This window comes from Thalassospira sp. MBR-102, assembly GCF_040549275.1.
In the GTDB taxonomy this organism is placed as follows: domain Bacteria; phylum Pseudomonadota; class Alphaproteobacteria; order Rhodospirillales; family Thalassospiraceae; genus Thalassospira; species Thalassospira xiamenensis.
Genome location: NZ_JBEPTC010000024.1, coordinates 1 through 14,208 on the forward strand (window position 1 = coordinate 1; position 14,208 = coordinate 14,208).

Sequence of the window (14,208 nt, forward strand, 5' to 3'; positions counted from 1 at the left end):
GAGGGATAATCCCCTCGGCACACTCAAGCCAGCTTTCAAACACCTCTAAAAGAAAAACCCCGCCAAAATATGACGGGGTTTGTCAGCGGTCTGAGACCGGGGTATATCGCCCCGGTCTTTTTCTTTGGGGGGCGATATTGTGCCTTTGTGTTGCGACGAAACATGCCTGAGCAATTGTGCGCGGGCTTTTTTTCGTCATAATCGCCTGCCACAAGATGTGCCGGAACTACGGGCAGTTCAGGGCGTTAAAGCTTTATTGCGATCTGCTGTATTAGTGGTTCGAAAGAATTTGGATATGTCGATCCATCGGCATGAGAAGGAGCTCAAAGATGATCACGATTTCCCGAGGCTGGCGCAACGCGATGAAAGCTGTTTCGGTATGTGCCTTGCTGGCGACGCCGCTTGCGGCCTGTGGGCCGTTACAGATGCCGCTGGAAGACCGGACCGGGAATGACCAGTGGCTTGATACCCAGATCAAGTCAGGCATCCTTGGCGAGTTCTCTAAGGTCGACCATACCTACCTTATCGACGTGAATGTCGATATCTGGAAACAGCAGGTGATGGTCACCGGCATGGTCGATTCCAAAGGCAAATATTTTGATGTGATGTCGCTGGTCAAACAGGACAGCCGCATCAAGACTGTCTATGACCATCTTGAAGTCGCAGATGCGGCAACCATCGAGGCCTATCACAAGGCAGAAGACGAATATGGCAAAAATGCCGTGCCGGCGGATTCGGCGACACAGACAGGGTCAGACGTTTGGATCGAAAGCCAGATCAAGGCATTGTTATTGGCCGAAAAAGGTGTCAGTTCGGTGAACTACCGTTGGCAGTCCGTGAACAATATCGTCTACATCATGGGTGATGCCCAAAGCAGCGAAGAGCTCGACAAAGTGCTGTCAATCGTTCGTCGTATCAAGGGTGTCAAGCGCGTCGTCAGCCATATCGCAACTGTCTGATCACCTTGTGATTAAAAGATTTTCTCGCGATCCCCTGCAAATCTGCCAGTTTGCGGGGGATCTTTTTTTATCTGCGTGTTGCAAAAGTGTTTGAAAACTATTCGCATGTGGATTACAGGTAGGTTGCTGTCATTAATAACTGATTGCAATTACGCTGATGTATGTTTGCATTTGTAACGCCATAAAAGAACGCGATGTTCGTCGTGCCGTAGAGGAAGGTGGTGCAACGCGCCCTGCGGACGTATTCCGTTTTCATGGCTGTGCCCCGCAATGCGGGAAATGCGCCTGCCACATGCGTGCGGAATTGCTTCAGGCGAAAACATGCGGCAATTGCGATTGCGATGATGCGGCCGCTGTCACCGCAAATGTGGCTCCGATTGCCGCCGAATAAGCTCCAATATAGATCGGGAAATTTTGATGAAGCCTCCGCAAGCGGGGGCTTTGTTGTTTTCAGACCCGGAAACCTGCCTGCGTTCCGGGAATGCAGGCAGGTTTGAAAATCAGCGCTTCCCGAACCGTTCCTCGGCCAGGCGGTCCGCAACAAAACCGGTCGACAGGTTTTGGCGGTCTGCACGTTCAAAGATTTCGCGCACGGTGGCGGCGATACCTTCGATATGCTTGTTGGTTTCGCTCACCGGCCTGCCTTCGCGGCAATAATAGACTTCGACAACGCCACCCGCATTGATCACATAATCCGGCGCATAAAGAATGCCCGCCTCGCGCAGCATTTCGCCGTTTCGGTCGGCTTCAAGCTGGTTGTTAGCGGCACCGGCAATGATGCGGGCGCGGATTTTATCGATGCTGCGGTCGTTAACGACACCCCCCAACGCGCAGGGGGCCAGAATATCGGCATCAATGAACAGGATTTCGTCGGTTGAAACCGCAGTAGCGCCGAATTCTTCGACCGCCCGGTTAACGCTGTTGGCATTCAGGTCCGACACAACCAGTCGTGCACCCGCCGAATGCAGCATGCGACACAGGTGATAGCCGACATTGCCAAGCCCCTGAACAGCAACACGCAACCCCGCAAGATCGTCATGACCGTTTTTAAAGCGAACCGCTTCTTTCAGGCCGATAAAAACGCCGTAGGCGGTGAAGGGGGATGGATCACCGGTCCGTGCTGGATCTTTGCCGTCATTAATACCACCGACATGCTTGGTCTGGCTGGCGATCTGTTCCATGTCAGCCGGGCTGGTGCCAACATCTTCGGCCACGATGTAGCGACCGCCAACCCGTTCAACAGCCCGACCTACTGCGCGAAACAGCTCGGGCGTTTTCTGACTGCGCGGATCACCGATAATAACCGATTTGCCGCCACCAAGCGGCAGATTTGCAAGCGCTGATTTATAGGTCATGCCACGGGACAGTCGCAGCACATCGTGAATGGCTTCCTGTTCCGACGCATAAGGCCACATACGGCATCCGCCCAGCGACGGGCCAAGATTGGTATTGTGCACGGCAATAATGGCCTTGAGGCCGGTGTCGGGATCACTGGCGAAAACAACCTGTTCATGGCCGTCAAATGCGGTGTCGGAAAAAACGTTCATCCTGGTGTCGCCTCCTGGCGCAAGCTCGTTATTCTGCAAGGGTCGGTCCCTTGGTTATTCCTTTATGTTTGATGCTTCGGGCTTCTGATCAATTTCAAAATCACCTTTGGGTTAAAAAAGACCGTTTCGGTAAAACGCGCGACAAAAGATGGAATTTTGTGATCGTGAGGAGGGTGCTTTGAAATAATCTTTCGCGTACTGAAATGCGTATTTTGCGATTTATGGTTATCTTGTGCATTTGTCGTTGCGCGTCGCGATCCCGTTTTTGTTGTTCAAACGGCGCTTGAAAGGTCGAAATCCAGACATAAGGGTACACTGAAAGAGACAAGTTGCGCTGCGATGGGAATTCGTGCTGCACCGCAGAATTACGCCATTTTGGACCCAGCCATGCAAAACCGTCACACTTCAATCCGGATCAATTCATTTAAATATGGAATCCAGCCGGATGATTTACGGCTCGTTAAGCCACTTGTTCCACACTCGTGGTTGGGCGTTTCATTTTTATGAAATTCCCGGTTCAGGACACAGGCGGCGTCGGGCGGGCGCCGCAGGCAAAAGTAAGGAGACCGGGTGGACATGTCTGCTTTCACAGACCCACGCCAAACCGTTTATCAGGTTGAACTGCACAACCAGGCCGTTCGTGAATGCGTCAAAGAGAATCGTTCCCACGAGGTTTTTGATGATCGCTGGGCCGATGTGCAGACCCACGAAGTTGCTGCCAAGGACGAATACAAGGCACTTGCCATGATCGAAAACACCTATCCGTCTTGCGACGGTTTTGTTGTCGATCACGTCAAACGCCGTGACTAACCGGCACAACGGGATTTCCGGCCAGCGGCCAAAACAACAAGGGCGGGTTTCAACCCGCCCTTGTTGTTTTCTGTAATGATCGGAATGCCTTACTTCGCAAGTGCGCGATCAAGGAAATCAAGTCGGTCCTGTCCCCAGAACATTTCGCCATTGGCAAAATATGTTGGAACGCCAAAGATATTGTCTGCTTTTGCAGCTTCGCTGTTGGCATCATAAATTTTGGCAATCGCCGGATAATCGGCATGTTCGATGTATTCGCCCGACAATCCGTTCGTCACAAGCGCCTCGCGGACGACTTGTGGCTCGGCAATATTGCGATCTCGAAGCCAGACATCCCCCATCAGCGTATGGATCAGTCCGGTCGGGTCCTTGCCTTCGTCCTGAACCGCGATAATGGTGCGCGCGGCCAGTGTTTCGTCCACGGGAAACGCGGCAGGGTTCAGATTGACCGGAATGTTCAAAAAGTCTGCCCAGCGCTTCATTTCGACCATGCGATATTCCTGGCGCGGTTTGGGGCGTTGCGCCAAGGGAACACCGCCGCCATGTTGCCAGACATCCGCTGCCCGGCATGGCTTATGGATGATCGGTGTATCATGTTTGCGTGCGATTTCGACAACGCGGTTAAACCCGAAGAACGACCAGGGGGACTGAACAAAGAAATAATGGATGATGGGCGTAGACATTCAAAACCTCCAGGGGCTGCCTGTCAGCGGCATATTGTTTTGGAATGATGCAAGATTGCCCGATCTGCTCTGTCACCGTCAAATGGTCTGACGGCATATCCCGGATTTGTGATGAATTCGCAGGTGGCCATGATCAGGATCTAGTAATCCAGCCACCAGCTATATTCATTCAGCCCGCCCAGCATCACACCATCAAACCCAAGCTTCATGATACCGCCCAGATAGCTGTTTTCGCTGCCGAACAGAATATTCTGCCATGCCTGTGACCAGTAATAGACATGGTGTTCCTGCCCCCAGCGCGCATCAAGGTTGCCTTCGCCGATGAATTCAGGGCTGCCCGCACGCCAGTTATTCTGCCAGTAGTAGCGATATGTTTCAGCCGTTCCGATATTCAGATAGGCAAGGATGGTGCGCGGTGTGCCGACTTTTTTATAGCGCAGACGCTTCATGTCGTCATAGGTCAGCGGGATTGTGCCGCGATGGAACGGATCAATGATCAGGACATCGTAATTGGTGTCGATCATTGCGTTGATAAACGCGTCCTTGGTTCCATAAGGTGAACTGTCGAGCACGATCGCGTAATTTTTGGCTTCGCGAATATTATCGATGATATGCGGGTTCGCACCAATTGGTGTGCGCGGTACTTTCGCCAATGTCGAAAGCTGCTTATCGGGCGGCGGAGCCGCGTAATAAAGTGCGTTAAGGTCCCGCAACTTCTGGCGTGCGGCCTGCTGTGCATCGCTTTTATCGGTGTAGTCCAGCGCGAAATATTCAAGCCCGGATGATTTCATACGATCCAGATAGCCAAGGATATATTTGGTTTCCTCGCTATCTGTGGGCTCGCCATATTTGTCGAAACCGTAAAACGGGGCTTCGATCATGATACCGTCAAGCGCACGCAGATAATTGCGTGCAGGCTCTGCCGTCCCGCGCGATGCAAACAGCGTGGTTTCAAGATATTCCGTCAGTTCCAGACCATTAAGGGCAATGATCGAAAAATCGCTGCGATAGGATTTCGCCCACCGGCTAAGCTGAATGACGAAATTTCGCATTTCATCGGCAAACTGAACATCCGGCTTTTCCGTTCCGGTTGCCTCGCTTCGCTTGCTCGGTGAACTAAGACTGTTGGGGGGCGGAACGAAAGGCTCCAACTGCTGGGCGTTTACCGGAGCAGTCAACGTGACAGGCGCGCAAAGGCTGCCAACTACCAAACCAAAGGCGACAAGGCTGCGTTTCCAGCGAAATCTGCTTTGCGGATTGCTGGTCAATTTGCCCGAAACTTTTCCCCGGCTCAAATCGCGTACTTTTTGCCAGTTTGCTTCTGCCATCATGACGCTGCCTTTGCCTGCGGTCGTGAAAGGACATTTTCGACATGGTCCGCTATTGCAAGGCATGCCGTCAATCCCGGTGATTCAATGCCATAGAGTATCACCAGACCATCAATGCCATGGGCTTCGCGATCCGAAATCAGAAAGTCGCGGGCGGCTTCGCCCGGTGCCTGAATTTTTGGTCGGACGCCGGCATAACCGGTTTGAAGGGCATTTTCGTCCAGTGCCGGATAGTATTTGCGAATGGCAGCTGCAAATCCCGCACGTTTTTCTTCGGGCACGTCATAGTTCGGTTCTTCAACCCAGGTCACATCCGGGCCAAAACGCGCCTGTCCCCCCAGATCAAGGGTCAGATGAATGCCAAGCCCCGCCTGTTCGGGGGCCGGATAAATCAGGGTGGAGAAGGGGGCCTTGCCCGAAAGCGTGAAATAGCATCCGCGCGCATAATGCTGTGGCGGAATGCTCTGTTCTGGCAGGCCGGTAAAATTATGCGCCAATGTCTGACTATGCAGGCCCCCGGCGATCAGAAGCTCGGCACAGGTCAGGCTCATTTCCTGACCGTCGCGGTCACGCGTTTCGATGGCAAAAATGCCGTTTTCAAATTTCGCGGCCACAACATCGGTATTAAGTGCCAAAGTTGCCCCGTTTGCCTCTGCCTCGCCCAATAGGGTCACCATCAGCTGATGGGAATCAACAATGCCGGTTGACGGGCTTTCAAGTGCTGCCACGCAATTCAGGGCCGGTTCGCGCGCAATCGCGTCAAGTCCGTCAAGCCAGACAAGGTCATGGACCCCATTTTCATGTGCCCGTTTTTCAATGTCGCGCAGGGCGGGTATCTGATCGTCGTGGGTTGCGACAATCAGTTTGCCGGTTCGTTTATGATCAATGCCGTTTTCTGCGCAATAGCGATACAGCATATCGCGTCCTGCCACGCAGAACCTCGCCTTCAGACTGTTTTTCGGATAGTAAATGCCGGCATGGATGACTTCGCTATTGCGTGCGCTGGTCTCGGTTCCGATTGCATCGTGACGTTCGATAATCAGAACTTCCCGGCCGGCTTTGGCCAGGGCGCGTGCGCAGGCAAGGCCGACAACGCCGGCGCCGATAATGACGGTTTGAATATCGGTGGTCATGTTGAAAAAATTGTCCGGGGCTTAAGAGTTGATCTGACGGAAATAAACGGCCTGGCCCTGATTGTCCTGACCTTCGCCGGTCACACTGCCGGGGTCTTCGCTTGTGTAATGGCCACGTGCAGATGCCCCGTCGTCACAGAACACATACCAGCTGCCAAACGGCAATGTGTTGCTTTGATAAGCGCCGCCATCATGCCGCCATATGCCTTCACAATGGCGAAGGTCACTATCGATAATCATCGTGCCTTCGCCGGAGGGCTGATCAAATTTCAGCATTCCCTGTCCGCGTGATCCTTGCCAGTTGGTGCTGATCGGTAATCCTTCGGACGGTGTGTCTGTCGTATTGCTATCTGGAAGTGCCGCTGGTGACGGTGTTTCGACAATTTCCGGGGTTGCTTGCGTTGACGGGATCACGACACCGTCGGGAAGCTGCACGTCAAACCGTGCAAAGAAATTAGCCCCGAACAGCTGGGCATCAACCACATCAAGCTGTTTAGGTGGGGCTGTGAAATCTGTCATGGTCTGGCGCGCGACCGGGTCACAATAATAACCAAGCAGGCGACTGCCACGCACCGTTGGTTTATCCGGGTTCCATTGACCGACAAACGACACGCATTGTGAACCGGCGCGAATGAAGGGGGTCATTGCAATCGGCCCGTATCGGGTATCTTGCATGAAATTCATGCCATTGGTGGCACTTCGTCCGCGCAATCCGTCAAACATCTCCAAAAGCTGTTCGGACGACATTTCATTGTTAAAGGCAAAGCCCGGGGCGGAAGTCGAAAAAACGCTTTCAACAAACAAATCATCGCTTGCGCCTTTGATACTGCCTTCCGCCGCAGGCGACAGCCAGCGACCAACAAAAACGGTACTGTTTTCGCGATATTGGCGCAGAAAGACCGTTGTAAGCGGTATATCGGATTTAAGTGAAAGCGGGCTCTGATCCGCTGGAATCTGCTCAAACCCGCCAACATCCTGCGCGTTCGCAGGCGACATTCCGGTCATCATCAAAGTGCCGGCAATTACGCCACCCCAAAGGGCCCCCCGATTGGTCACTTTGCGTCCTTCCTTCATGTTATTGCTGGTGAAATCATTTTTCCCTACTCCTATCTTTACCTGTACGGTGATAGATTGGCTAGGGGCCAGTAGACAACTTGCCTTCAATGAAATTCTTTGTTCTTGATTTTTACGGGCAAAGACGCTCATTGGAAGCAGGGTTTCGGCCCTGGGGACAGAAAATTGCCTGAATAACGGAGCAAACTTCAATGACGGTGCACGAGACCAGCGCAACCGGGGAAAGCGCAGGCCAACAGATCGCTACCGCCAAGCAGCCAGGCGCGAAGCGCGCCCATGTGATCGTGATTGGCAACGAAAAAGGTGGATCCGGAAAGTCGACAACGGCGATGCATTTGATCGTATCGTTGATGAAAATGGGATTTTCCGTTGGTTCGCTCGATATTGACGCCCGTCAGGGGACACTGACCCGATATGTTGAAAACCGGATTTCATTTAACGAACAGAAAAAGCTGAAACTGCCTGTTCCGGATCATCGTCCGATTTACCGCAGCGAGCTTGATGATGGCAATGCCGCCAAGCTTGACGAGCGGGAGCGTTTCACCAATGCACTTGGCGAACTGGTAATGGGCTGCAATTTTGTGGTGATGGATTGCCCGGGCAGTGACAATTACCTGTCGCGTCTTGCGCATTCCTGCGCCGATACGTTGGTAACCCCGATTAATGATAGCTATATCGATCTTGATATGCTCGCCCGGATCGATCCGGACACCCTTGATATCAAAGGACCCAGTATCTATGCCGAAATGGTCTGGGATGCACGTAAACGCCGTGCAGCGGTAGATGGCGGCACGATTGACTGGATCGTCATGCGTAATCGTCTGTCACATCTTGATGCACGCAATAAACGTGATATCGCCGAAATCGTCGACAAGCTGGCAGCGCGTATCCGGTTCCGTGTGGCGCCCGGCTTTGGCGAACGCGTGATCTACCGGGAATTGTTCCTGAAAGGTTTGACCCTGCTTGACCTTCGCGAGAAGGGGGTGGGAATCCCGCTTAGCATGTCACACATGGCAGCCCGGCAGGAAGTTCGTGCGTTGCTTGAAATAATCGGCTTCACACCGGCAGATGGCGAAGAGTTGCCGATCTGATATAAGCGCCCCTATATCAGGGTGATGGTGCCCTGAAAAATGGTTGGTGGCCGTGCCCGGAAACAAATCGACACCCGAAACACAAGCCAAACAGCAAAGCCGTGTTGCGTCTGATGTCTCAAACCATACAGACGTGACCGCCTTTGTGAAGCAAGCGCGTACTTTGGCGGCTGTTGCACCGGCTTCTGGTCCTGCGCAGGGGCGTTTGATCTTTGCGATGGATGCAACGGCTAGCCGTCAGCCAAGCTGGGACAGTGCCGCGGTTCTGCAGGCTGAAATGTTTGATGCCGTCGCAGGCATTGGCAGCACACTGGATATTCAGCTTGTTTTCTTCCGTGGTATTTCGGAATGCAAGGCCAGTGCCTGGTATCGGGATGCGGCAAGGTTGCGTGACTCCATGACAAAAGTCACCTGTCGTGCGGGGCATACACAGCTTGCCCGGGTGCTTGGCCATGTTGAAAGTCAGGCGAAGGATAAAAAGATCAACGCCTTGATTTATGTCGGGGATTGCCTCGAGGAAGATATCGATAATCTTGCCGGGCTGGCGGGGCAACTGGCGTTAAAGGGGATCAAGGCATTCATGTTTCAGGAAGGATATGACGTGAAAGCCGAGACTGCCTTCCGCGAAATTGCCCGGATCACCGGTGGTGCTTTTACCCGTTTTGATGCCAGCGCAGCAGACCGTTTACGCGATTTGCTTGGCGCGGTTGCAAGTTATGCGGTTGGCGGGATCAACGCGCTCGAGGAATACGGCCACAAAACATCATCGCAGGATGTCAAACTGCTGGGCTCCCAACTGCGGAAACCCCGATAATGCAATGGTTCTTGTTGGGGATAGGGCTTTTCGTTGCTGCCGGATTTATCATCAGATGGTTATCGTCAGCCGAGCCAAAGGACGTCAGGAAGATCGGTATGTGGGTCGTCGTTCTGTCGCTGGGCGTGCTGGCAGCGTGGTTGCTTCTGACCGGAAAGCTTGCGGCCATGGTTGCCGCCCTTGTTGCTGCCATACCCTTCCTCTCTAGAATCCTCAAAATTGGCTTATTGTGGCCATTATTGCGCAGGATGTTCGGTTTTGCCCGCTCTGGCGGCGGCAGGCCTTCCGGGCGTGCGTCTGCCGGTTCAGGACGGGTATCGGAGATAAAAACGGATTATCTGCGCATGTATCTTGATCACGACAGCGGTCAACTGGCTGGCACAATCGTGCGCGGCTCGATGATTGGAAGGGATCTGGATACACTCGGGGTTGACGAGATGCGCGTGCTTTATGTTGAATGTTGCGGCGCACAAGATCAAAGCCAGACTGTTCTGGAAACCTATCTGGAACGCCGACCGGATTGTTCAGGATGGCAGAACTGGCAGGCGTCCCGGGATGAAAATGATAATGGAAACGGCCGTGCCGGAAACGATTACGAGCAAGCTGACAGTGGATTTCGCAGCGGAGAGATGAATGCAGGTGAGGCCCGAAGAATCCTTGGTGTTTCCGAACAGGCGACGCGCGAGGAGATTAATCGGGCCTATCAGGTCCTGATCAAGGCAGTTCACCCGGATCATGGCGGATCAGATTATCTTGCATCCAAAATCAATGCGGCCCGGAGCCTCCTGTTACAGCTTTTTAAAGATTGAACTGAATAAACAGCGCACTCGCTTGATCCGCGTTCTTGAAATGTGGCAGAAGCATAAGATTGGCCGAATGCGAATGAGGCGGGTATGACGCGGTCAAAACAGAGGAAAAAAGGCATGTCGAAGCGAATCAAAAAGGCTGTATTCCCGGTTGCGGGTATGGGAACCCGTTTTTTGCCAGCAACCAAGGCAATGCCCAAGGAAATGCTGCCAGTGGTAGACAAGCCGCTTATTCAATATGCCGTTGAAGAGGCAATCGCGGCGGGCATCGAAGAATTCATCTTCGTAACCGGTCGTGGCAAAACCGCAATCGAAGACCATTTCGACCGTTCTGCCGAACTCGAAGCGATCCTGATGGAGCGCGGCAAACATGATGCGCTTGAAACCTCGCTTGCGATGATCCCGGAAAATGGTCGTGTGACCTATACCCGTCAGGGCAATCCTCTGGGGCTTGGTCATGCCGTATTGTGCGCCAAATCTCTTGTCGGTGACGAGCCCTTCGTCGTTCTTCTGGCCGATGACCTGATCCAGTCAAAAGTGCCTTGCATGAAGCAGATGGTCGAAAGCTATGGCCGGACGGGTGGCAATATGGTTGCCGTTATGGACGTCCCGCGCGAGGAAACCCAGCGTTACGGCGTGCTTGAAGTCGAAGGCACCAATGGCCGACTGGTCAGCGCCTGCGGCATGGTTGAAAAGCCCAAGCCCGAAGACGCGCCATCGACCTTGTCGGCGATTGGCCGCTACATCCTTGATCCGGGTATCTTTGAGGTTCTTGAGAATATTCCGCGCGGTGCGGGCAATGAAATCCAGCTTACGGATGCGCTTGCGGCCATGATTGGAAAAGTTCCGTTTTACGGCTATCGCTTCGAAGGCCGTCGTTTTGACTGCGGCAACAAGATCGGTTTCCTGAAGGCCACCATGTCTTTCGCGCTGGCACGCGAAGACATGCGTGATGACGTTCGCAATCTTATTCACGAATTCGCCGCGGGCGAAGCCGCGGAATAATAGAATTCACTTAATATATTTTGGCAGGAGCCGGGACAGGCTCCTGCCAATGACGACTATTGGGGTAAAGCATCCATGCGCATAGCAATGATCGGGACCGGATATGTGGGGCTTGTCTCCGGTGCCTGTTTCTCGGAATTTGGCACTGACGTTATCTGTGTTGATAAGGACGAAGCAAAGATTGCCCGTCTTGAAGACGGCATCATGCCGATCTACGAACCGGGCCTTGATGTTCTTGTTGAAAATAACGTCAAGGCGGGGCGTCTGACATTCACGACCGACCTTAAGGAAGGCGTGAAAGGTGCCGAGGCGATCTTTATTGCCGTTGGCACGCCGACCCGTCGTGGTGATGGTCACGCCGATCTCAGCTACGTTTATGCCGCAGCCGAAGAAATTGCAGACGCAATGGAAGGCTTTACCGTCATCGTGACCAAATCGACCGTACCGGTCGGCACGGGGCGCGAAGTCGAACGCATTATTCGTGAACGGCGACCGGATGCGGAATTCGCGGTGGTTTCCAACCCCGAATTCCTGCGCGAAGGGTCCGCAATTGGTGATTTCATGCGGCCGGATCGTGTTGTGATCGGAACGACCGACGAACGCGCCCGTGACGTGATGCGTGATCTTTATCGTCCGCTTTATCTGATTGAAACACCGATTGTCTTCACCTCGCGCGAAACGTCGGAAATGATCAAATACGCGGCCAATACCTTCCTTGCAGCCAAAATCACCTTCATCAACGAAATCGCCGATCTTTGTGAAAAGGTTGGTGCCGACGTTCATGATGTTGCGCGCGGTATCGGGCTTGACGGACGTATCGGAAAGAAATTCCTGCATCCCGGGCCGGGTTATGGCGGGTCATGCTTCCCGAAAGATACTCTGGCGCTGGTACGCACAGCACAGGAACATAACAGCCCGCTGCGCATTATTGAAACTGTGGTCGATGTAAATGCGCAGCGCAAAAAGGCTATGGCTGATCGCATCATTTCGGCCTGTGGTGGCTCGGTTTCGGGCAAAACCATCGGTATCCTCGGGCTGGCGTTCAAGCCTAATACCGATGATATGCGCGATGCGCCAAGCCTTGACATCGTGCCGGCCCTGATTGCGGCGGGCGCAACGGTCAAGGCCTATGACCCGGAAGCCATGACAGAAGCAAAAAAGCTTCTTGAAGACATAATTTATTGCGATACCGCCTTTGACACCCTTGAAGGTGCCGATGCGATGGTGGTTCTGACCGAATGGAACGAGTTCCGCGGGATGGATCTGGATCGCATCAAATCTGCGCTGAAACACCCGATCGTGGTGGATTTGCGAAATGTATATGACCCCGGCGAGATGGCAGAACAGGGTTTCAGCTATTCCTGCATCGGGCGTGCATCAATCGGAGGCTAAGTTAGAACTATGACCATCTCTGCCGGACACAATTTTGATCCTTCCGTGCTGCGCGAATATGATGTGCGCGGTATCGTGGGCAAAACCCTGCATGCGGTCGATGCGCTTGCTCTTGGCAAGGCATTCGGTACGAAAGTGCGCCAGTCTGGCGGAAAACGGGTTGCCGTTGGCCGGGACGGACGGCTGAGTTCGCCCGAACTGGCAAGTGCGCTTGTCGAAGGGATCGTTTCGACCGGTTGTGATGTTGTCCGGATCGGGCGTGGGCCAACTCCGATGCTCTATTTCACGGTTTATGACCAGAAAACCGATGCTGGCATCATGGTCACCGGGTCGCACAACCCGTCTGACTATAACGGCTTCAAGATGCTCAATGCCGGAAAGTCGGTGTTTGGCGAAGCCATTCAGGAGCTGGGCCGTATTGCTGCATCGGGTGATTTCGAAACCGGTACTGGTTCGGTTACCGACATTGATATCGAAGACCACTATGTCGAACGGTTGCTGACCGAACTTGATTGTGATGTTGCCAAGCCGATGACGATTGTATGGGACTGCGGCAATGGTGCCGCAGGCGATGTGGTTCGCAAACTGACTGCAAAGCTTCCGGGCAACCACCACCTGCTGTTTGACGAGATCGATGGCACTTTCCCAAATCATCACCCGGACCCGACGGTCGAGGCCAATCTGGTCGATCTCAAGGCCAAGGTGGCATCGCTGAATGCCGACTGGGGTGTTGCCTTTGACGGCGATGGTGATCGTATCGGTGTTGTTGACGGGCAGGGGCGTGTCTTGTGGGGCGATCAGCTGCTGCAGATTTATGCTGCCGACGTTCTCGGGCGTCTGCCGGGCGCATCGATCATTGCCGATGTCAAAGCCAGCCAGACGCTGTTTGACGAGGTCACCCGTCTTGGCGGCAATGCCATCATGTGGAAAACCGGCCATTCGCTGATCAAAACCAAAATGGTTGAGTCAAAGGCACCGATTGCCGGTGAAATGAGCGGTCATATCTTCTTTGCCGAACGCTACTATGGCTATGACGATGCAATGTATGCCGCGGTCCGGCTGTATCGCATTCTGGTTCAGAGTGGCAAAAGCCTTGATGACTGGCGTGATGCGATGCCGGTGGCCGTCAATACCCCGGAAACCCGCATCGACTGCCCGGATGACCGCAAGTTCGCCCTGATCGAAGAAGTACGTGGTCGTTTGTCCGAAGCTGGTGCCGAAGTCAGTGGAATTGATGGTGTGCGTGTCAGCACGGATGACGGCTGGTGGTTGCTGCGTGCTTCCAATACCCAGCCTGCGATCGTGGCCCGTTGCGAGGCCGCTGATGAAAGCGGTTTGTTGCGGTTGAAAGCACAGGTAACCGCACAGCTGCAAAAAAGCGGTCTGACTTCGGATGATTTTTTTGCACCCGGTGGCGGTCACTAGGCCGTTTTCTGGAAGGTACAAAAAAGCCCGCTGAATTGCTTCAGCGGGCTCAGACTGCTGACAAAGTCCTCGCCATTGGCGGGGATTTTTGATTCAATGGGGAATGCTTAAGAAACCCAGCCCACATCAAACCGAACTTGA

14 protein-coding genes are annotated in these 14,208 nt (G+C 53.6%); 9 read left to right on the forward strand and 5 right to left on the reverse strand.

Annotation, left to right across the window (positions count from 1 at the left end; translation table 11 throughout):
- Positions 1 to 329: 329 nt before the first annotated feature.
- Together ABIE64_RS22570 and ABIE64_RS22575 are read left to right on the forward strand one after the other, a co-directional pair.
- Positions 330 to 959, forward strand: coding sequence for a BON domain-containing protein (locus ABIE64_RS22570; protein ID WP_085644458.1), 630 nt, complete (start codon positions 330 to 332; stop codon positions 957 to 959).
- A gap of 157 nt (positions 960 to 1,116) precedes the next feature.
- Positions 1,117 to 1,350: a (2Fe-2S)-binding protein gene (locus tag ABIE64_RS22575; RefSeq protein WP_354378683.1), complete on the forward strand. Its 234-nt coding sequence runs from the start codon at positions 1,117 to 1,119 to the stop codon at positions 1,348 to 1,350.
- Positions 1,351 to 1,459: 109 nt separating this feature from the next.
- Here the strand turns inward: ABIE64_RS22575 and ABIE64_RS22580 are convergent, their stop codons facing one another.
- The gene (locus ABIE64_RS22580) at positions 1,460 to 2,506 is read right to left on the reverse strand and encodes a Glu/Leu/Phe/Val dehydrogenase dimerization domain-containing protein (protein WP_354378684.1); all 1,047 of its coding nucleotides are present in this window, start codon (positions 2,504 to 2,506) and stop codon (positions 1,460 to 1,462) included.
- A gap of 576 nt (positions 2,507 to 3,082) precedes the next feature.
- Between ABIE64_RS22580 and ABIE64_RS22585 the strand changes: the two genes are divergently transcribed.
- Positions 3,083 to 3,316 carry a hypothetical protein gene (locus tag ABIE64_RS22585; RefSeq protein ID WP_007090314.1) on the forward strand — a complete coding sequence of 78 codons (234 nt, stop codon included), beginning with the start codon at positions 3,083 to 3,085 and terminating at the stop codon, positions 3,314 to 3,316.
- Positions 3,317 to 3,405: 89 nt separating this feature from the next.
- On the opposite strand, the gene ABIE64_RS22590 is transcribed toward ABIE64_RS22585, so the two are convergent.
- The 4 genes from ABIE64_RS22590 to ABIE64_RS22605 form a co-directional block, all read right to left on the reverse strand.
- Entirely contained in the window at positions 3,406 to 3,999 is a 594-nt protein-coding gene (locus ABIE64_RS22590) for a 2-hydroxychromene-2-carboxylate isomerase (RefSeq protein ID WP_007090313.1), read from the reverse strand.
- A gap of 140 nt (positions 4,000 to 4,139) precedes the next feature.
- Positions 4,140 to 5,330 carry a putative glycoside hydrolase gene (locus tag ABIE64_RS22595; protein WP_247643625.1) on the reverse strand — a complete coding sequence of 397 codons (1,191 nt, stop codon included), beginning with the start codon at positions 5,328 to 5,330 and terminating at the stop codon, positions 4,140 to 4,142.
- A complete protein-coding gene (locus tag ABIE64_RS22600) occupies positions 5,327 to 6,460 on the reverse strand; it encodes an NAD(P)/FAD-dependent oxidoreductase (RefSeq protein ID WP_071241175.1) in 1,134 nt (377 codons plus the stop codon). The genes ABIE64_RS22595 and ABIE64_RS22600 overlap by 4 nt, the downstream gene beginning before the upstream one ends.
- A gap of 21 nt (positions 6,461 to 6,481) precedes the next feature.
- The gene (locus ABIE64_RS22605) at positions 6,482 to 7,516 is read right to left on the reverse strand and encodes a hypothetical protein (RefSeq protein ID WP_354378685.1); all 1,035 of its coding nucleotides are present in this window, start codon (positions 7,514 to 7,516) and stop codon (positions 6,482 to 6,484) included.
- A 209-nt stretch (positions 7,517 to 7,725) separates the two neighbouring features.
- On the opposite strand from ABIE64_RS22605, the gene ABIE64_RS22610 reads away from it, so the two are divergent.
- From ABIE64_RS22610 to pgmG, 6 genes are all read left to right on the forward strand, one after another.
- Entirely contained in the window at positions 7,726 to 8,625 is a 900-nt protein-coding gene (locus ABIE64_RS22610) for a division plane positioning ATPase MipZ (protein ID WP_007090309.1), read from the forward strand.
- A 52-nt stretch (positions 8,626 to 8,677) separates the two neighbouring features.
- A complete protein-coding gene (locus tag ABIE64_RS22615; protein ID WP_354378686.1) occupies positions 8,678 to 9,439 on the forward strand; it encodes a VWA domain-containing protein in 762 nt (253 codons plus the stop codon).
- 98 nt (positions 9,440 to 9,537) lie between these two features.
- Complete coding sequence (locus tag ABIE64_RS22620; RefSeq protein WP_354378687.1) at positions 9,538 to 10,248, forward strand: DnaJ domain-containing protein; 711 nt, start codon at positions 9,538 to 9,540, stop codon at positions 10,246 to 10,248.
- 114 nt (positions 10,249 to 10,362) lie between these two features.
- Positions 10,363 to 11,250, forward strand: coding sequence for a UTP--glucose-1-phosphate uridylyltransferase GalU (gene galU / locus ABIE64_RS22625; RefSeq protein ID WP_007090306.1), 888 nt, complete (start codon positions 10,363 to 10,365; stop codon positions 11,248 to 11,250).
- A 75-nt stretch (positions 11,251 to 11,325) separates the two neighbouring features.
- Positions 11,326 to 12,642, forward strand: coding sequence for a UDP-glucose dehydrogenase family protein (locus tag ABIE64_RS22630; RefSeq protein ID WP_063095731.1), 1,317 nt, complete (start codon positions 11,326 to 11,328; stop codon positions 12,640 to 12,642).
- Between the two features lie 9 nt (positions 12,643 to 12,651).
- Positions 12,652 to 14,067, forward strand: a complete 1,416-nt coding sequence (gene pgmG / locus ABIE64_RS22635) for a phosphoglucomutase/phosphomannomutase PgmG (RefSeq protein WP_007090304.1) — start codon at positions 12,652 to 12,654, stop codon at positions 14,065 to 14,067.
- Positions 14,068 to 14,208 lie beyond the last annotated feature (141 nt).

What these genes read in the sequence shown, in the direction of transcription:
- ABIE64_RS22570 (WP_085644458.1), top strand. Translation starts at nt 330, where the DNA reads ATGATCACGATTTCCCGAGGCTGGCGCAACGCGATGAAAGCTGTTTCG.
- ABIE64_RS22575 (WP_354378683.1), top strand. Translation starts at nt 1,117, where the DNA reads ATGTATGTTTGCATTTGTAACGCCATAAAAGAACGCGATGTTCGTCGT.
- ABIE64_RS22580 (WP_354378684.1), bottom strand. Translation starts at nt 2,506, where the DNA reads ATGAACGTTTTTTCCGACACCGCATTTGACGGCCATGAACAGGTTGTT.
- ABIE64_RS22585 (WP_007090314.1), top strand. Translation starts at nt 3,083, where the DNA reads ATGTCTGCTTTCACAGACCCACGCCAAACCGTTTATCAGGTTGAACTG.
- ABIE64_RS22590 (WP_007090313.1), bottom strand. Translation starts at nt 3,999, where the DNA reads ATGTCTACGCCCATCATCCATTATTTCTTTGTTCAGTCCCCCTGGTCG.
- ABIE64_RS22595 (WP_247643625.1), bottom strand. Translation starts at nt 5,330, where the DNA reads ATGATGGCAGAAGCAAACTGGCAAAAAGTACGCGATTTGAGCCGGGGA.
- ABIE64_RS22600 (WP_071241175.1), bottom strand. Translation starts at nt 6,460, where the DNA reads ATGACCACCGATATTCAAACCGTCATTATCGGCGCCGGCGTTGTCGGC.
- ABIE64_RS22610 (WP_007090309.1), top strand. Translation starts at nt 7,726, where the DNA reads ATGACGGTGCACGAGACCAGCGCAACCGGGGAAAGCGCAGGCCAACAG.
- ABIE64_RS22620 (WP_354378687.1), top strand. Translation starts at nt 9,538, where the DNA reads ATGTGGGTCGTCGTTCTGTCGCTGGGCGTGCTGGCAGCGTGGTTGCTT.
- galU (WP_007090306.1), top strand. Translation starts at nt 10,363, where the DNA reads ATGTCGAAGCGAATCAAAAAGGCTGTATTCCCGGTTGCGGGTATGGGA.
- ABIE64_RS22630 (WP_063095731.1), top strand. Translation starts at nt 11,326, where the DNA reads ATGCGCATAGCAATGATCGGGACCGGATATGTGGGGCTTGTCTCCGGT.
- pgmG (WP_007090304.1), top strand. Translation starts at nt 12,652, where the DNA reads ATGACCATCTCTGCCGGACACAATTTTGATCCTTCCGTGCTGCGCGAA.